This window comes from Pseudomonas sp. SCB32, assembly GCF_009189165.1.
Classification (GTDB): Bacteria; Pseudomonadota; Gammaproteobacteria; order Pseudomonadales; family Pseudomonadaceae; genus Pseudomonas.
The window spans coordinates 6,090,582-6,108,816 of the sequence record NZ_CP045118.1; the positions used below are offsets into that span (position 1 = coordinate 6,090,582).

Consider the following 18,235-nt stretch of genomic DNA (forward strand, 5'->3'; position numbering starts at 1 on the left):
GCGTCCCGCGCCGCAGGGAGACCCAGCGATGTTCAGCAAGCACGACCAGATCCAGGGCTATGACGACGAACTGCTCGCGGCGATGGATGCCGAGGAGGCCCGCCAGGAGGACCACCTCGAGCTGATCGCCTCGGAGAACTACACCAGCAAGCGCGTCATGCAGGCCCAGGGCAGCGGGCTGACCAACAAGTACGCCGAAGGCTATCCGGGCAAGCGCTACTACGGTGGCTGCGAGCACGTCGATAAGGTCGAGCAGCTGGCCATCGACCGCGCCAAACAGCTGTTCGGCGCCGACTACGCCAACGTCCAGCCGCACTCCGGCTCCTCGGCCAACGCCGCCGTCTACCTGGCACTGCTCAATGCCGGCGACACCATCCTCGGCATGAGCCTGGCCCACGGCGGCCACCTGACCCACGGCGCCAAGGTCTCCTCCTCCGGCAAGCTGTACAACGCCGTGCAGTACGGCCTGAACACCGCCACCGGGCTGATCGACTACGACGAAGTCGAGCGCCTGGCCGTGGAGCACAAGCCGAAGATGATCGTCGCCGGCTTCTCCGCCTATTCGAAGACCCTCGACTTCCCGCGCTTCCGCGCCATCGCCGACAAGGTCGGGGCGCTGCTGTTCGTCGACATGGCCCACGTCGCCGGCCTGGTCGCCGCGGGCCTCTACCCGAACCCGCTGCCCTACGCCGACGTGGTCACCACCACCACCCACAAGACCCTGCGTGGTCCGCGTGGCGGCCTGATCCTGGCCAAGTCCAACGAAGAGATCGAGAAGAAGCTCAACTCCGCCGTCTTCCCCGGCGCCCAGGGCGGCCCGCTGATGCACGTGATCGCCGCCAAGGCGGTGTGCTTCAAGGAAGCGCTGGAACCCGGCTTCAAGGACTACCAGGCCCAGGTGATCCAGAACGCCAAGGCCATGGCCGAGGTATTCATCGGTCGCGGCTACGACGTGGTCTCCGGCGGCACCGACAACCACCTGATGCTGATCAGCCTGGTGAAGCAGGGCCTGACCGGCAAGGAAGCGGACGCCGCCCTCGGCCGCGTCGGCATCACCGTGAACAAGAACGCCGTGCCGAACGACCCGCAGAGCCCGTTCGTCACCTCCGGCATCCGCATCGGCACTCCGGCGGTCACCACCCGTGGCCTGCAGGAAAGCCAGTGCCGCGAGCTGGCCGGCTGGATCTGCGATGTGCTGGACCACCTGGGCGACGCCGACGTGGAGGCCAAGGTGGCCACCCAGGTCGCCGGCCTGTGCGCGGACTTCCCGGTCTACCGTTGAGTTTTCCCGTCTCCTCGCGGAGACGGCGCCCCAAGGGCAGGTGAGGGAAACATCGGTCCCGACCCCAGCGCCGCAACCCTCACCCTACCCCCTTCCCTCGGGAAGGGGAGCAAAAGATCAGGAGCATCGACATGCAACGCTATTCCGGCTTCGGCCTGCTCAAGCACTCCCTGAGCCACCACGAGAACTGGCAACGCATGTGGCGCACGCCCACGCCCAAGCCGGTCTACGACGTAGTCATCGTCGGCGGCGGCGGCCACGGCCTGGCCACGGCCTACTACCTGGCCAAGGAACACGGCATCACCAACGTCGCGGTGATCGAGAAGGGCTGGCTGGGCGGCGGCAACACCGCGCGCAACACCACCATCGTGCGTTCCAACTACCTGTGGGACGAGTCCGCGCTGCTCTATGAACACGCCATGAAGCTGTGGGAAGGCCTGTCCCAGGACCTGAACTACAACGTCATGTTCTCCCAGCGTGGCGTCTACAACCTCTGCCACACCCTGCAGGACATGCGTGACGGCGAACGCCGCGTCAGCGCCAACCGCCTGAACGGCGTGGACGGCGAACTGCTCAACGCGCAGCAGGTGGCCGAAGAGATTCCCTACCTGAACTGCACCAAGAGCGCCCGCTACCCGGTCATGGGCTCCACCGTGCAGCGTCGCGGCGGCGTGGCCCGTCACGATGCCGTGGCCTGGGGCTTCGCCCGTGCCGCCGACGCCCTGGGCGTGGACCTGATCCAGCAGACCGAAGTGATCGGCTTCCGCAAGCAGGATGGCGCGGTCATCGGCGTCGAGACCAACCGCGGCTTCATCGGCGCCAAGCGCGTCGGCGTGGTCACCGCCGGTAACTCCGGGCACATGGCCAAGCTCGCCGGCTTCCGCCTGCCGATCGAATCGCACCCGCTGCAGGCCCTGGTTTCCGAGCCGCTGAAACCCATCATCGACAGCGTGATCATGTCCAACGCCGTGCACGGCTACATCAGCCAGTCGGACAAGGGCGACCTGGTCATCGGCGCCGGCATCGACGGCTACAACGGCTACGGCCAGCGCGGCTCGTACCCGGTGATCGAGCACACCCTGCAGGCCATCGTCGAGATGTTCCCGGTGCTGTCCCGCGTACGCATGAACCGCCAGTGGGGCGGCATCGTCGACACCACCCCGGACGCCTGCCCGATCATCGGCAAGACCCCGGTGAAGAACCTGTTCTTCAACTGCGGCTGGGGCACCGGCGGCTTCAAGGCCACCCCCGGCTCGGGCAACGTCTTCGCCGCGACCCTGGCCAAGGGCGAGCCGCATCCGCTGGCCGCGCCCTTCTCCATCGAACGCTTCCACACCGGCGCGCTGATCGACGAACACGGCGCTGCCGCCGTAGCTCACTAAGAGGGCCTCACCATGCTTCATATCTTCTGCCCCCACTGCGGCGAGCTGCGTTCCGAAGAGGAATTCCACGCCAAGGGCCAGGCGCACATCCCGCGCCCGCTCGACCCCTCTGCCTGCACCGACGCGGAATGGGGCGAGTACATGTTCTTCCGCGACAACCCGCGCGGTATCCACCACGAGCTGTGGGTACACGCCGCCGGTTGCCGCCAGTACTTCAACGTCACCCGTCACACGGTGACCTACGAAATTCTCGAAACCTACAAGATCGGCGAAAAACCCGGCGTGACCGCCGCTGATTCCGAGAAGAAATCCGCTTCCCAGCCCGCCGTGGAGAAGGCCTAATGAGCCAGATCAATCGCCTTTCCCGTGGCGGTCGCATCGACCGCAGCAAGTCGCTGACCTTCACCTTCAACGGCGAGACCTACCAGGGCTTCGCCGGTGACACCCTGGCCGCCGCGCTGCTGGCCAACGGCGTCGACATCCTCGGTCGCAGCTTCAAGTACTCCCGCCCGCGCGGCATCGTCGCCGCCGGCGCCGAAGAGCCCAACGCCATCCTGCAGATCGGCTCGCGCGAAGCGACCCAGGTACCCAACGTCCGCGCTACCCAGCAGGCGCTGTACAACGGCCTGGTGGCCAGCGCCACCAACGGCTGGCCGAACGTGCAGAACGACCTGATGGGGATCTTCGGCAAGGTCGGCGGCAAGATGATGCCGCCCGGCTTCTACTACAAGACCTTCATGTACCCGCAGTCCATGTGGCTGACCTACGAGAAGTACATCCGCAAGGCCGCGGGCCTGGGTCGCGCGCCCACCGAAGTGGACCCGGACAGCTACGACTGGATGAACCACCACGCCGACGTACTGATCGTCGGCGCAGGCCCGGCAGGCCTCGCCGCTGCCCTGGCCGCCTCGCGCAGTGGCGCGCGGGTGATCCTCGCCGATGAACAGGAAGAGTTCGGCGGCAGCCTGCTCGACACCCGCGAAACCCTCGACGGCAAGCCGGCCGAGGAGTGGGTGGGCAAGGCCATCGCCGAGCTGGAAGGCAACCCGGACGTGATCCTGCTGCCGCGCTCCACCGTCAACGGCTACCACGACCACAACTTCCTCACCATCCACGAGCGCCGTACCGACCACCTGGGCGAGACCGCCCCGCTGGGCCAGGTGCGCATGCGCGTGCACCGCGTCCGCGCCAAGCGCGTGGTGCTGGCCGCCGGCGCCCACGAGCGTCCGCTGGTCTACGCGAACAACGACGTGCCGGGCAACATGCTGGCCGGCGCCGTCTCCACCTATGTGCGCCGCTACGGCGTGGCACCGGGCAAGAAGCTGGTGCTGTCCACCAACAACGACTACGCCTACCGCGTCGCCCTGGACTGGCAGGAAGCCGGCCTGCAGGTGGTCGCCATCGCCGATGCGCGCCCCAACCCGCAGGGCCAGTGGGTCGAGGAAGTGCGCAAGCGCGGCATGCGCGTCATCACCGGCAGCTCGGTGATCGAAGCCCGCGGCAACAAGCGAGTGACCGGTGCCAAGGTCGCCTCGATCGATACCTTCCGCATGAAGGTCAACGCCCCAGGCGAATGGCTGGACTGCGACCTGATCGCCAGCTCCGGCGGCTACAGCCCGGTGGTGCACCTGGCGTCCCACCTGGGCGGCAAGCCGGAATGGCGTGAAGACATCCTCGCCTTCGTTCCCGGCCTGGCCTTCCAGAAGCGCATCTGCGCCGGCGCGGTGAACGGCGTGTTCCGTCTCGCCGACGCCCTGGCCGACGGCTACCAGGCCGGCAGCCAGGCGGCTGTCGATGCCGGCTTCAAGGCGATGGAAGGCGACCTGCCGGCCGCTTCCGAGCGCGCCGAGGAAGCCACCCTCGCGCTGTTCCAGGTGCCCCACGAGAAGTCCACCTCCCGCGCACCCAAGCAGTTCGTCGATACCCAGAACGACGTCACCGCCGCCGCCATCGAGCTGGCCTGCCGCGAGGGCTTCGAGTCCATCGAGCACGTCAAGCGCTACACCGCGCTGGGCTTCGGCACCGACCAGGGCAAGCTCGGCAACATCAACGGCCTGGCCATCGCCGCCCGCGCCCAGGGCAAGAGCATCGCCGACACCGGCACCACCATGTTCCGCCCGAACTACACCCCGGTGACCTTCGGCGCCGTCGCCGGCCGTCACTGCGGCCACCTGTTCGAACCCGTGCGCTTCACTGCCCTGCACGCCTGGCACGTGAAGAACGGCGCCGAATTCGAGGACGTCGGCCAGTGGAAGCGCCCGTGGTACTTCCCCAAGCGTGGCGAAGACATGCACGCCGCCGTGGCCCGCGAGTGCCGCGCTGTGCGTGAGAGCGTCGGCCTGCTGGACGCATCGACCCTGGGCAAGATCGACATCCAGGGCCCGGACGCCCGCGAGTTCCTCAACCGCGTCTACACCAACGCCTGGACCAAGCTGGACGTGGGCAAGGCCCGCTACGGCCTGATGTGCAAGGAAGACGGGATGGTCTTCGACGACGGCGTGACCGCATGCCTGGCCGACAACCACTTCGTCATGACCACCACCACCGGCGGCGCCGCCCGCGTGATGGAATGGCTGGAGCTGTACCACCAGACCGAATGGCCGGAGCTGAAGGTGTACTTCACCTCGGTCACCGACCACTGGGCCACCCTGACCCTGTCCGGCCCCAACAGCCGCAAGCTGCTGGGCGAGATCACCGACATCGACCTGGACAAGGACGCCTTCCCCTTCATGACCTGGAAGGAAGGCAAGGTCGCCGGCGTACCGGCGCGGGTGTTCCGCATCTCCTTCACCGGTGAGCTCTCCTACGAGGTGAACATCCAGGCCAACTACGCCATGGGTGTACTGGAAGCCATGGTCGCCGCCGGCGCCAAGTACAACCTGACTCCGTACGGCACCGAGACCATGCACGTCCTGCGCGCCGAGAAGGGTTTCATCATCGTCGGCCAGGACACCGACGCCTCGGTGACCCCGGACGACCTGAACATGGGTTGGGCGGTGGGTCGCACCAAGCCGTTCTCCTGGATCGGCTGGCGCGGCATGAACCGCGCCGACTGCCAGCGCGAGGACCGCAAGCAGCTGGTCGGCCTCAAGCCCACCAACCCGATGGACGTGCTGCCCGAGGGTGCGCAGTTGGTGTTCAACACCCAGCAATCGATCCCGATGAACATGGTCGGTCACGTCACCTCCAGCTACATGAGCAGCAGCCTCGGCTACGGCTTCGCCCTGGCGGTGGTCAAGGGCGGTCTCAAGCGCATGGGCGAGAAGGTCTACGCCCCGCTGGCCGATGGCCGTGTGATCGAGGCGGAAATCTGCGGCTCGGTGTTCTACGACCCGAAAGGGGAACGGCAGAACGTGGATTGATCGGAGGGGCACGCCCCTCCCGCGCCCGCTCCGTGATCGGAGCGGGCTGACCGATTTCCCAGGCGCGCCGCGCCCCAAGGTGAACAGAACATGAGCAAAGCCAATCTCTACGAACAGCGCCCCGAAGCCGGCATCCAGGCCGAATCGCCCCTGCACCACGCCGAGCTGGACAAGCTCGCCAACCGCAAGGTGGCCAACGCCGGTGTGACCTTGCGCGAGAAGAAATTCCTCGGCCACCTGACCCTGCGCGGCGACGCCCACGACCCGGCCTTCGCCGCCGGCGTGAAAAAAGCCCTGGGCCTGGAGCTGCCGGTAGCCCTGACCCTGGTGGCCAAGGGCGACACCTCGCTGCAGTGGCTCGGCCCGGACGAGTGGCTGCTGATCGTCCCCGGTGGCCAGGAGTTCGCCGTCGAACAGAGCCTGCGCAAGGCCCTGGGCGAAGACCTGCACTACTCGGTGATCAACGTCAGCGGCGGCCAGACCCTGCTGGAGCTGGAAGGCGCCAAGGTCCGCGAAGTGCTGATGAAGTCCACCAGCTACGACGTGCACCCGAGCAATTTCCCGGTGGGCAAGGCGGTCGGCACCATCTTCGCCAAGTCCCAGCTGGTGATCCGCCACACCGGCGAGAACACCTGGGAGCTGGTGGTGCGCCGCAGCTTCTCCGACTACTTCTGGCTGTGGCTGCAGGACTCCTGCGCCGAGTACGGCCTGCAAGTCGCCGCATAAGTGGTACCCAGGCCCCCTCTCCCACCGGGAGAGGGGGCACTCTCCGATCGGAGCCAGACCATGAGCCGCACACCCGATACCTGGATTCTCACCGCCGACAGTCCGAGCCTGCTGGGCACGGTCGACGTGGTCACGCGCTACCTGTTCGAACAGCGCTGCTACGTCACCGAGCACCACTCGTTCGATGACCGCCTGGCGCAGCGCTTCTTCATCCGCATCGAGTTCCGTGCCGGCGACGGCTTCGACGAAACGGCCTTCCGCGCCGGCCTCGCCGACCGCGTCTCGCCCTTCCAGATGAACGTCGAGCTGACCCCGCCGGGCTACCGCAGCAAGGTGGTGATCATGGTCTCCAAGGCCGACCACTGCCTGAACGACCTGCTCTACCGCCAGCGCATCGGCCAGTTGCCGATGGACGTAATGGCGGTGGTCTCCAACCACCCGGACCTGGAACCGCTCGCCCGCTGGCATGGCATCCCCTACCACCACTTCCCCCTCGACCCGAACGACAAGGGCGCGCAGGAGGCGAAGGTCTGGCAGGTGATCGAACAATCCGGTGCCGAACTGGTGATCCTCGCCCGCTACATGCAGGTGCTCTCCCCCGAGCTGTGCCGGCGTCTGGATGGCTGGGCGATCAATATCCACCACTCGCTGCTGCCCGGCTTCAAGGGCGCCAAGCCTTACCACCAGGCCTACCAGAAGGGCGTGAAGCTGGTCGGCGCCACCGCCCACTACATCAACAACGACCTCGACGAGGGTCCGATCATCGCCCAGGGCGTCGAGCCGGTGGATCACTCCCACTACCCCGAGGACCTGATCGCCAAGGGCCGCGACGTGGAGTGCCTGACCCTGGCGAAAGCCGTGGGCTACCACATCGAGAAACGTGTCTTCCTGAATGCCAACCGGACAGTGGTGCTGTAACCGCGCCACTCCCGTAGGGCGCATAACGCCGCAGGCGTTATCCGCCATGCCAACCCGGACAGCGGATGGAGTTCATCCGCCCTACGGTCCCCCGCTTACAGGGGAGACGCTCTTTTCACTGGGTCCCCGCGAACGCGGGGACCCAGAAACCCGAGCAACACCGACGGACCGCCGGCTGCCAGCAATCCCGGCCCTGTCGCGCAACACACGACATCCCAGTGCAAAACCGTGTGGCCGTAGTGCCCGCATTTGTACCCACAAACACAATGAGGAATGCGTATGTCTGGCAATCGTGGTGTGGTTTATCTCGGCCCGGGCAAGGTCGAAGTACAGAACATCCCCTATCCGAAGATGCAGGACCCACAGGGCAAGCAGATCGATCACGGGGTGATCCTGCGCGTCGTCTCCACCAACATCTGCGGCTCCGACCAGCACATGGTGCGCGGTCGTACCACCGCACCTGTCGGCCTGGTGCTGGGCCACGAGATCACCGGTGAGGTGGTGGAGATCGGCCGCGGCGTCGAAACCATGAAGATCGGCGACCTGGTCTCGGTGCCGTTCAACGTCGCCTGCGGCCACTGCCGTACCTGCAAGGAGCAGCACACCGGCGTCTGCCTGACGGTCAACCCGTCTCGTGCCGGCGGTGCCTACGGCTACGTCGACATGGGCGGCTGGGTCGGTGGCCAGGCCGAATACGTGATGGTCCCCTACGCCGACTTCAACCTGCTGAAGCTGCCGAACCGCGAGCTGGCGATGGAGAAGATCCGCGACCTGACCTGCCTCTCCGACATCCTGCCCACCGGTTACCACGGCGCGGTCACCGCCGGCGTTGGTCCGGGCAGCACCGTCTACGTCGCCGGCGCAGGTCCGGTGGGTCTTGCCGCCGCCGCCTCGGCCCGCCTGCTGGGCGCCGCCGTGGTGATCGTCGGTGACGTCAACCCGACCCGCCTGGCCCATGCCAAGGCCCAGGGCTTCGAAATCGCCGACCTGTCCAAGGACACCCCGCTGCACGAGCAGATCGCCGATCTGCTGGGCGAGCCGGAAGTGGACTGCGCGGTCGACGCGGTGGGCTTCGAAGCCCGTGGCCATGGCCATTCCGGATCGCAGCACGAGGCTCCGGCCACCGTGCTCAACTCGCTGATGGGCGTGGTTCGCGTTGCCGGCAAGATCGGCATTCCGGGCCTGTACGTCACCGAAGATCCGGGTGCGGTGGATGACGCCGCCAAGCACGGCGCGCTGAGCATCCGCTTCGGCCTGGGCTGGGCCAAGTCGCACACCTTCCACACCGGCCAGACCCCGGTGATGAAGTATAACCGTGCACTGATGCAGGCCATCATGTGGGATCGCATCAAGATCGCCGACATCGTCGGGGTGGAAGTCATCACCCTGGACGACGCGCCGAAGGGCTATGGCGAGTTCGATGCCGGCGTGCCGAAGAAATTCGTCATCGACCCGCACAACATTTTCCGCGCCGCCTGACGGCGCAACAGCCCCCGGCCGCGGTCCCACTACCGCGGTCGTCTCTCCAAGGGAGCCGCAAGGCTCCCTCTTTTTTGCCCGGATGCTACACCGCCGAAGGCGGATGACGCTTGAGGCGTCATGCGCCCTACGAAGGCGTTCGACGTCAGCCCAGCAGCTTCTCCGCCATCCGCGCCAGGGCCTGGCGCTGGAAGGCGCGGAAGTCCGCGTCCGGCTGCTGGCCTTCGAGCATCGGCAGGAAGGGATCGACCACTTCGGTGCGCACGCCGGCCATTTCCTCGATCACCGCGTGGCCGCAGAACGGCACGTAGGCTTCCGCGTAACCACCCTCGTGCACCACCACCAGGCGGCCATCGCACAGGCGCTCGGCGGCGTCACGCACGGCGGCGGTCATGAAGCGGAAGGTCTCGCTGTGGGCGAGCATGCGCGCCAGCGGGTCCACGCCGTTGGCGTCGAAGCCGCTGGCAACCACGATCAGCTCGGGCTGGAAGCGCTCCAGCGCCGGCACGATGATGGTTTCCATGGCCACGCGATAGGCGTCATCGCCACTGCCCGGATAGAGCGGCACGTTGAGGTTGTAGCCCTTGCCCGCACCCTCACCGATATCGTCCACCGCGCCGGTACCGGTGGGGTAGCAGTCGGCCTGGTGGATCGACAGGGTCAGCACGTCATCGCGGCCGTAGAAGATCGCCTCGGTGCCGTTGCCGTGGTGCACGTCCCAGTCCAGCACCGCCACGCGCTTGATGCCGTGGCGCGCCTTGGCCGTCTCCACCGCCACGGCGATATTCGCCAGGTAGCAGAAGCCCATGCCGCGATCGGGCAGGCAGTGGTGACCCGGCGGACGGGACAGCGCGTAGGCGTTGTCCAGCTCGCCGCGCAGCACCGCGTCAACCGCGGCGATGGTCAGGCCCGCCGACTGCCGGGCGATGTCGTAGGTGCCATGGCTGACCATGGTTTCCTCGCCCATGTCGCCGTGACCGACTTCGCTGTAGGCCTTGAAGCGTTCCAGGTAGCTCGCCGGATGCACTCGCAGCAGGTCTTCCTCGCTGGCCATGGGCGCGCTGGAAAGCGTGAGCTGGGCGCTGAGGCCGGAGACGTCCATCAGGCTCTTCAGCCGGCGCTTGCTCTCGGGCGATTCGGCATGGCCGCCGCTCACTGGAGGTTGCAACCAGCCACCGACCGGGAGGATCAGCGCGTGCAGCCCGGTGGCGTGCCAGAAGCAGCGTTCGTCGAAGAAGAATCCGGTACGGCGGCTCATGCGCGGGCCACCTTCAGGCTTTGTTGACGCTTGCGGCTGAACAGCCAGTAGACCGGCGAGACCACGCCCAGGCCGACCACCCAGGAGATGTCCGCACCGTTCATGGCCTGGGCGGCCGGGCCGGTGTAGAGCGCGGTGGACATGAAGGGAATCTGCACCAGGATGCCGAAGATGTAGCAGTTCACCGCGGTCCAGTTGAAGGTGCCGTAGATGCCGCCGTCGCGGCGGAAGAACGACAGCACGTCGTACTCGCCGTGGGCCACCAGGTAGTAGTCGACCAGGTTGATCGCGCTCCAGGGCACCAGCACGTAGAGCAGCAGCAGGATGAAGTTGGTGTAGTTGGCCATGAAATTGTCCTGGCCGAGCAGGGCGATGGCCAGCGAGCCACCGAACAGCGCCAGGGCGATCACCGCGCGCCAGCCGGCTTTCGCGGTCCAGGCCGGGATCAGGGTCTGGCCGACGGTGATGGTCGAGAGCGTGCCGCAATACAGGTTCATCGAGTTGGTGGCGGCGATGCCGAAGGAGAACACCGCGACCATCACGGCGCTGAAGCCGCCGGTCATCTCGATCAGGCCCGCGATCACGTCGCCCTCACCGACCGCCAGGCCGACCAACACACCGAGCAGCATCGGCAGGATCGAACCCAGGCAGCAGCCCCAGTAGCTGGACCAGAAGGCCGTGCGCGAACCGGTGCCCTGCGGCATGTAGCGCGAGTAGTCGGAAACGTAGGGCGCATAGGCCAGCTGCCAGAGGGCGGCGATGGACAGCGCGCCGAGGAAGCCGGGGATGGTGGTCTGGTTACGCTGCAGCAGGTCCGCCGGCAGGCCGTGGACGAATAGCAGCCAGACGAAGCAGACCAGCAGCACCGCACCGGACAGCCAGCACATCAGCCGGGTGTAACCGTGGATCAGGCGGTAACCGAAGATGGTTGCGATGACGCTCAGAGCACCGACCGCGAGGATGCCCTCGTTGGTGCTGATCGCCGGGAAGCGCGCGCTCAGGGTCTGGCCGCCGAGCACCAGGTTGGAGGCGAAGAAGCCCAGGTACATGATCACCACCAGGGCGACCACCAGCAGCGAACCGAAGGAGCCGAACTGGCCGCGGGTCTGCACCATCTGCGGCACGCCCAGTTGCGGGCCCTGGGCCGAGTGCAGGGCCATGAAGATCCCGCCGACCAGGTGGCCGAGCACCAGCGCCAGCACGGCGCTGAAGAACGGCAGCTTGAACACGGTGACGGCCAGCGCACCGGTGACCACGGTGAGCAGCATGATGTTGCTGCCGAACCAGATGGTGAAAAGATCACGGGCACGGCCGTGACGTTCATGGGCGGCAATGGGCTGAATGGTGCTCAGCTCCAGAGTCGCCGACGAGTTTTGCGTCGTTGTCATTGGAGTTCTCACGCGGGTGATGCAGGGCAAGTGCCCGGCGCGGACGCCGGGCACGAGTCAGGACGGGATCAGTGCGCCGCCCAGGCGTTGAAGCGCTGTTCCAGTTCCTCGCCGTGGTCGACCCAGAATGCGGAATCGACGGCGCGGGCGCCTTCCAGGTTGGCCGGCGCGGTGGGCAGTGCGTTGCGCACGTCAGCCGGCAGCAGGTCCAGGGTGCCCTTGTTGACCGGGCCGTAGGGGATGTTGTCGGAGAAGACCTTCTGGGTCTGCGGCTGGCTGGCGAAGGCGATGAACTTCTCGGCCAGCGCCTTGTTCGGGGTGCCCTTCACCACGGCCCAGTATTCCGGGTCGTACAGGCTGCCCGGCCAGACGATGCCGAGCTTCACGCCCTCTTTCTGGGCGGCGGCGATACGGCCGTTGTAAGCGGCGCTCATCACCACGTCACCGGCGGTCAGCCACTGCGGCGGTTGCGCGCCGGCTTCCCACCACTGAATGTTGGACTTGAGCTGGTCGAGCTTGGCGAAGGCGCGGTCGACGCCTTCCTTAGTACCCAGCACCTTGTACAGGTCTTCCTGCTTCACGCCGTCGGCCAGCAAGGCGATTTCCAGGGTGTACTTGGCGCCCTTGCGCAGGCCGCGCTTGCCCGGATATTCGGTGGTGTTCCAGAAGTCGGCCCAGGTCTGCGGAGCCTTGGCGACCTTGGCGCTGTTGTAGGCCATCACCATCGACCAGACGTAGGTGGCCACGCCGCACTCGCTCAGGGTGCCGGGGACGAACTGCGCCTCGTCACCGATGGCCTTCGGATCGATGTGCTCGAACAGGCCCTCGTCGCAGCCGCGCAGCAGCTCGGGGCTTTCTACTTCAACCACATCCCATGTGACCTTGCCGACGTCAACCATGGCCTTCACCTTGGCCATCTCGCCGTTGTACTCGCCGGCGACGATCTTTCCGGCACCGCTGGCTTCGAAAGGTTTGAAATAGGCCTGTTCCTGGGCAGCCTTGGTGGCGCCGCCAAAAGAGATCACGGTCAGGCTTTGCGATTGCGCCTGGGCACTGCCGGCAATGGCAGTGGCGAGCAGGGCGCAGGACAGGGTTGCGTGTTTAAGCAAGGACGGATACATGGAACGAACTCCCACAGCCGATTGGCGTTGTTGTGTTGCTGGGCAGCAGCCGGCCAGAAGCCGGCCTTAAGGGGTTCCATCGCGCGGGCGTCGTTGCGCTCGCGGCGTTGTTGTTGGAATAGCTTTTTGCGGGCCCCGGCTTGCTCGCGAGCAAGCCGGGGCCCACGGGGCGCCTTAGAGCACGCCGATTTCCTGGGCAGTGCGGTCGACCGCGCGGCGGGTCTTCTCGACCAGCTCGTCGATCTCGGCACGGCCTGCGACCAGCGCCGGCGCCATGATCATGCGGCCGAGGGTGGAGCGAATGATCAGGCCCTCCTCGAAGCCGATGGTGCGGCAGCGCCAGGCGATGTCGTTTTCGTTGTCGAAGCGCTTGCGGGTGGCCTTGTCCTGGACGAACTGCAGCGCGGCGACGAAGCCGGCGCCCTGGATGTCGCCCACCAGCGGGTGGTTGCCGAAGACTTCGCGCAGGCACTGCTGCAGGTACGGACCGGTGTCGTTCTTCACCTGGTTGACCCAGCCCTCGTCACGCAGCGCGCGCAGGTTGGCCACGGCTACCGCCGCCGCCACCGGGTGGCCGGAGTAGGTCAGGCCGTGGGCGAACACGCCGCCCTCTTCCACCAGGGTCTGGGCAATGCGCTTGCTCAGCACCAGGCCGCCCATGGGGATGTAGCCGGAGGTCAGGCCCTTGGCGATGGACAGGGTGTCGGGCTGGAAGCCGAAGTGCTGGTGGGCGAACCACTCGCCGGTACGGCCGAAGCCGCCGATCACTTCGTCGGCGCACAGCAGCACGTCGTACTGACGGCAGATGCGCTGGATTTCCGGCCAGTAGCTTTCCGGCGGGAAGATCATGCCGCCGGCGCCCTGGAACGGCTCGGCGATGAAGCCGGCGACGTTTTCCGCGCCCAGTTCGAGGATCTTCTCTTCCAGCTGCAGCGCGCAGCGACGGCCGAACTCGGCCGGGGTCAGGTCACCGCCGGCAGCGAAGAAGTAGGGCTCGTCGATGTGCGCGATGTCCGGGATCAGGCCGCCCATCTCGTGCATGAACTTCATGCCGCCCAGGGCGGTGGCCGCCAGGGTGGAGCCGTGGTAGCCGTTCCAGCGGCCGATCATGATCTTCTTCTGCGGCTTGCCGGCAACCTGCCAGAAGCGGCGCACGGTACGGATCAGCACCTCGTTGGCCTCGGAGCCGGAGTTGGTGTAGATCGCGTGGCTGTAGTGGTCGGGCAGCAGGCTGAAGAGGGTCTCGGAGAGCTCGATCACCGCCGGGTGGGTGGTGTGGAAGAACATGTTGTAGTAGGGCAGTTCATCCAGCTGCGCGGTGGCGGCGGCGGTCAGGTCCTTGCGGCCGTAGCCCAGGTTGGTGCACCACAGGCCGGACATGCCGTCGAGGTAACGGTTGCCGTCGTTGTCCCACAGGTGCAGGCCTTCACCACGCACCATTACGCGCGGGCCTTCGGCGTTCAGCGCCTTCTGGTCGAGGAAGGCATGAATGTGGTGAGCCGCGTCCGCTTTCTGATAATCGCGGGTTTCACGTTGCGGTCTGATCTGGTCGGTCATCGACGTTCTCCAAGTTCCCGAGGCGTACGTCTGGCCATCGGGGATTGCAGGGGATCGAGGGCGACGGACTTACCTGGGCAGTCTCACCGGCCGTCTCGAGCGGTTCGGGTACGAAAACAGGGTAGAGCATCTCTCGCTTGATCCGCCGGACCACAACCCGCAACGGGTGTGCGGGTCGGGTCCGGGCCGGAATCAGCGCAGCTGGAACCAGGTGGTCTTCAGCTGGGTGTATTTGTCGAACGAGTGCAGCGACAGGTCGCGGCCAAAACCGGACTGCTTGCCACCGCCGAACGGAATCGCCGGGTCCAGGGCGTCCACGGTGTTCACCGACACGGTGCCGGCGTTCAGGCGGCGCGCCACGCGGTGGGCACGGTGCAGGTCGTCGCTCCACAGGGAGGCGGCCAGGCCGTAGATGCTGTCGTTGGCCATGCGCACGGCGTCGTCTTCGCTGTCGAACGGAATCACCGCCAGCACCGGGCCGAACACCTCGTCGCGGGCCAGGCTCTGCTCCGGGCGCACGCCGGTGAAGATGGTCGGCTCGATGAAGTTGTCGGAACCGTTGAAGCTCAGCTGGCGGCCACCGCAAGCGAGCGTGGCGCCGTCGCTGGCGGCCTGGTCGATGCAGCGCATGATGCCGGCGGTCTGCTTGCCGTCGACGATGGCGCCGGCACGGCTGGCCGGGTTCAGCGGGTCGCCCGGCGCCCAGTTGCGGGCCTTGGCGATCAGGCGCTCGACGAATTCGTCGTGGATCGAACGCTCCACCAGCAGGCGCGAGTTGGCCGAGCAGACTTCGCCCTGGTTGAAGAAGATGCCGAAGGCGGCTTTTTCAGCGGCCAGATCGAGGTCGCGGCAGTCGGCGAACACCAGGTTCGGGCTCTTGCCGCCGCACTCCAGCCAGACCTGCTTGAGGTTGGACTGGGCGGAATACTGCATGAAGTACTTGCCGACCTGGGTCGAGCCGGTGAACACCAGGGCGTCTACGTCCGGGTGCAGACCCAGCGCCTTGCCGGCGGCTTCGCCCAGGCCGGTGACCACGTTCAGCACGCCTTCGGGCAGGCCGGCTTCCAGCGCCAGCTCGGCCAGGCGCAGGGCGGAGAACGGCGACTGCTCGGCAGGCTTGAGCACCACGGAGTTGCCGGCGGCCAGGGCCGGCGCCAGCTTCCAGGCGGCCATGTCGAGGGGGAAGTTCCACGGCACCACGGCACCGATCACGCCCAGCGGGGTGCGGGTGATGGTGGCCAGGGCGTCCTGCGCGGTCGGCGCAACCTGGTCGTAGAGCTTGTCGAGGCTTTCGGCGTACCAGGAGAACACGCCAGCGGCGCCGGGCACGTCGATGTTCCAGGCATCCATGACCGGCTTGCCCATGTTCAGGGTGTCCAGCAGGGCCAGCTCGTCGCGATGAACCATCATCAGCTCGGCGAGCTTGAGCAGCACGGCCTTGCGCTCGCGCGGCGCCATGCGCGCCCAGGGACCGGTCTCGAAGGCCTGGCGGGCGACACGCACGGCGGCGTCGACTTCGGCCTCGCCGCAAGCGGCGACATTCGCCAGCAGACGGTTGGTCGCCGGGTCGACGGATGCGAAGGTGGCACCGTCACGAGCGGCCACGCGGCGGCCGCCGATCAGGGCGCTGTCGATGAAGGTCTGCCGGGCAGCGCGCTGCTGCCAGTCGTTGAGCTCGTACACCAAGGCACTCCTGCTTCAAGTCGCATCACGGGGCGACTTTGTTGTTCTGGATATGCAATCGATGGTCGCCCAAGCCCCGGCCTAGGAAAATTATTAAATTTGTCTTCGGGGTATATGAAAAAGCTGGGCAGCCCGCACCAGCCTGGTTCGAGGCGCACCGCTACGGGGCTCCCCGTCAGCGGGTGAGCGCGCTGTACAGCTCCGGGCGGCGGCCTGGCAGGTAGGGGAAGGTCTCCGTCAGATGGGTCCGCTGGTGCGGGTCCAGGTCCACCAGCAGCATGCTCTCACCCGAGCCGGCCACCGCCAGCCGCTGGCCGTCGGGCGCGGCGATGCAGGAGCCGCCGAGGAACTGCAGCCCCTCCTCCACCCCGCTACGGCTGCAGCAGGCGACGAACAGCTGATTCTCCAGCGCCCGCGCCGGGGCGATCACGCTCGACACCACGGCGTATTCCGGGGTCAGCGCGGTGGGAATCAGGACCAGTCCGGCGCCGTTCAGGGCATGGGTGCGCACCGCCTCGGGGTATTCCAGGTCTACGCCATTGAGCAGCCCGATGCGCCAGCCGGCGTACTCGAAGGGCAGCCCCAGGCGATCACCGGCGCTGAACAGCTCCGCTTCCATGGCGCCGAACAGGTGGGTCTTGCGGTAATGCGCGATGGGTTCGCCGCTCGGGCCGATCACCTGCACCGAGTTGTACGGCTTGCCGCCCTGGGGATGGCGCTCGGCGTAGCCATAGGCGATGGCGATGCCCAGGCGCCGCGCCACCAGCTCGCCGATGCAGCGCGCCGATGGGCCATCCGCCGCCTCGGCCAGCTCGGCCATGCGCTGCGGGACGTTGTAGCCGCCCAACCACAGCTCCGGGCACAGCAGTAGCTGCGCGCCGGCCGCCGCGGCGGCGTCGGCCTGGCGTTCCAGCTGTTCGAGATTGCCGGCGATGTCACCGGGAAGTCCGCAGGTCTGCCACAGGGCGATGCGCATGAGCTTTACTCCGAGCTGCGTGTAGGGGAATTGCGCGGTCGCCGGAGTATGCCCGTGCCCGGCGGGACGCAGCAGACGGTCAAGGCCATGAAAAATGTGGTCGCCAGCGAGGAAAATCTTCGCCATGGCCCATCCCCGCGGGCCGGCGCAACACGGTATCTTGTATAAAAAAGCATCAACGAGGCGTGCAGTGGCTTCCTATACCTTGCGGCAATTGAAGTATTTCGTGACCACCGTGGAATGCGGCAGCGTGGCCGAGGCGTCGCGCAAGCTGTACATCGCGCAGCCGTCCATCTCCACGGCGATCAAGGGCCTGGAGGAGAGCTTCGGCGTGCAGCTGTTCATCCGCCACCACGCCCAGGGCGTCTCCCTGACCCCCAGCGGCGCGCGCTTCTACCGCAAGGCGCAGGAGCTGCTGCGCATGGCCCATGAGTTCGAGCAGAACGCCCTGGCGGACAACGACGTGGTGGCCGGGCAGATCGACATCGGCTGCTTCGAGACCGTCGCCCCGCTCTACCTGCCGCGCCTGATCGCGGGCTTCCGTGAACGCTATCCGGGCGTGGAGATCCGCATCAGCGACGGTGAACAGCAGGAGCTGGTGCAGGGCCTGACCGCCGGCCGCTTCGACCTTGCGCTGCTCTACGACCACGACCTGGACGGCACCATCGCCACCGATCCACTGATGCAGGCCCAGCGCCCCTATGCGCTGCTGCCGGCAGACCATCGCTTCGCCCAGCAGGAGAAGGTATCCCTGCGCGACCTGGCGCTGGAGCCGATGATCCTGCTCGATGTGCAGCCAAGTCGTACCTATTTCGTGAGCATCTTCGAGGAACTGGGGCTGAACCCGCACATCGCCTTCAGCTCGCCATCGATCGAGATGGTGCGCGGCATGGTCGGCCAGGGCTTCGGCTTCTCGGTGCTGGTGACCCGCCCGCACTCGGAGTGCACCTACGACGGCAAGAAGGTAGTGATGGTGAACATCGCCGAGGACGTCAGCGCCTCCGGCCTGGTCGCCGCCTGGCTCAAGCGCGCCCAGCTGACCAAGCCGGCGCAGCTGTTCGTCGATTACGCACGGGAAGAGTTGAGCGGGCAGCACTGAGGCC

General features: G+C 66.7%; 14 protein-coding genes and 1 pseudogene. 8 read left to right on the forward strand and 7 right to left on the reverse strand.

What is annotated here, in order from left to right; translation table 11 throughout:
* The first annotated feature begins 28 nt into the window (after nucleotides 1-28).
* The 7 genes from glyA to fdhA all read left to right on the forward strand — a co-directional run bounded on the left by glyA (nucleotide 29) and on the right by fdhA (nucleotide 9,149).
* The gene (gene glyA, locus GA645_RS27750; RefSeq protein WP_152227464.1) at nucleotides 29-1,282 is read left to right on the forward strand and encodes a serine hydroxymethyltransferase; all 1,254 of its coding nucleotides are present in this window, start codon (nucleotides 29-31) and stop codon (nucleotides 1,280-1,282) included.
* 131 nt (nucleotides 1,283-1,413) lie between these two features.
* On the forward strand, nucleotides 1,414-2,664 hold the full coding sequence (locus tag GA645_RS27755) for a sarcosine oxidase subunit beta (protein ID WP_152227466.1): 1,251 nt from the start codon (nucleotides 1,414-1,416) through the stop codon (nucleotides 2,662-2,664).
* A 12-nt stretch (nucleotides 2,665-2,676) separates the two neighbouring features.
* Entirely contained in the window at nucleotides 2,677-3,006 is a 330-nt protein-coding gene (locus GA645_RS27760) for a sarcosine oxidase subunit delta (protein WP_152227467.1), read from the forward strand.
* Nucleotides 3,006-6,026, forward strand: a complete 3,021-nt coding sequence (locus GA645_RS27765; RefSeq protein WP_152227469.1) for a sarcosine oxidase subunit alpha — start codon at nucleotides 3,006-3,008, stop codon at nucleotides 6,024-6,026. Before GA645_RS27760 ends, GA645_RS27765 begins: the two co-directional genes overlap by 1 nt.
* A gap of 90 nt (nucleotides 6,027-6,116) precedes the next feature.
* Complete coding sequence (locus GA645_RS27770; protein ID WP_152227471.1) at nucleotides 6,117-6,752, forward strand: sarcosine oxidase subunit gamma; 636 nt, start codon at nucleotides 6,117-6,119, stop codon at nucleotides 6,750-6,752.
* Between the two features lie 60 nt (nucleotides 6,753-6,812).
* Nucleotides 6,813-7,670, forward strand: a complete 858-nt coding sequence (locus GA645_RS27775) for a formyltetrahydrofolate deformylase (protein ID WP_152227473.1) — start codon at nucleotides 6,813-6,815, stop codon at nucleotides 7,668-7,670.
* Between the two features lie 279 nt (nucleotides 7,671-7,949).
* Nucleotides 7,950-9,149, forward strand: a complete 1,200-nt coding sequence (gene fdhA, locus GA645_RS27780; protein ID WP_152227475.1) for a formaldehyde dehydrogenase, glutathione-independent — start codon at nucleotides 7,950-7,952, stop codon at nucleotides 9,147-9,149.
* Between the two features lie 145 nt (nucleotides 9,150-9,294).
* Here fdhA and GA645_RS27785 read toward each other — a convergent pair whose 3' ends face one another.
* The 7 genes and pseudogenes from GA645_RS27785 to GA645_RS27810 all read right to left on the reverse strand — a co-directional run bounded on the left by GA645_RS27785 (nucleotide 9,295) and on the right by GA645_RS27810 (nucleotide 17,258).
* A complete protein-coding gene (locus tag GA645_RS27785) occupies nucleotides 9,295-10,407 on the reverse strand; it encodes a class II histone deacetylase (protein WP_152227477.1) in 1,113 nt (370 codons plus the stop codon).
* Nucleotides 10,404-11,795, reverse strand: coding sequence for a cytosine permease (locus tag GA645_RS27790; protein ID WP_152227479.1), 1,392 nt, complete (start codon nucleotides 11,793-11,795; stop codon nucleotides 10,404-10,406). The genes GA645_RS27785 and GA645_RS27790 overlap by 4 nt, the downstream gene beginning before the upstream one ends.
* 68 nt (nucleotides 11,796-11,863) lie before the next feature.
* Nucleotides 11,864-12,916: an ABC transporter substrate-binding protein gene (locus tag GA645_RS27795; RefSeq protein WP_152227481.1), complete on the reverse strand. Its 1,053-nt coding sequence runs from the start codon at nucleotides 12,914-12,916 to the stop codon at nucleotides 11,864-11,866.
* A 174-nt stretch (nucleotides 12,917-13,090) separates the two neighbouring features.
* Nucleotides 13,091-14,473, reverse strand: a complete 1,383-nt coding sequence (locus tag GA645_RS27800) for an aspartate aminotransferase family protein (protein ID WP_152227483.1) — start codon at nucleotides 14,471-14,473, stop codon at nucleotides 13,091-13,093.
* Nucleotides 14,470-14,630: pseudogene (locus GA645_RS29355) on the reverse strand (hypothetical protein); the annotation flags it as partial. The gene GA645_RS27800 and the pseudogene GA645_RS29355, both read right to left, overlap by 4 nt.
* 35 nt (nucleotides 14,631-14,665) lie before the next feature.
* Nucleotides 14,666-16,156 (reverse strand): aldehyde dehydrogenase, encoded by a 1,491-nt coding sequence (locus GA645_RS27805; protein WP_152227484.1) that lies wholly within the window; start codon nucleotides 16,154-16,156, stop codon nucleotides 14,666-14,668.
* A 175-nt stretch (nucleotides 16,157-16,331) separates the two neighbouring features.
* The gene (locus tag GA645_RS27810) at nucleotides 16,332-17,258 is read right to left on the reverse strand and encodes a carbon-nitrogen hydrolase family protein (protein WP_152227486.1); all 927 of its coding nucleotides are present in this window, start codon (nucleotides 17,256-17,258) and stop codon (nucleotides 16,332-16,334) included.
* 64 nt (nucleotides 17,259-17,322) lie between these two features.
* Between GA645_RS27810 and GA645_RS27815 the strand changes: the two genes are divergently transcribed.
* On the forward strand, nucleotides 17,323-18,231 hold the full coding sequence (locus tag GA645_RS27815) for a LysR family transcriptional regulator (RefSeq protein ID WP_152227488.1): 909 nt from the start codon (nucleotides 17,323-17,325) through the stop codon (nucleotides 18,229-18,231).
* Nucleotides 18,232-18,235: the final 4 nt, after the last annotated feature.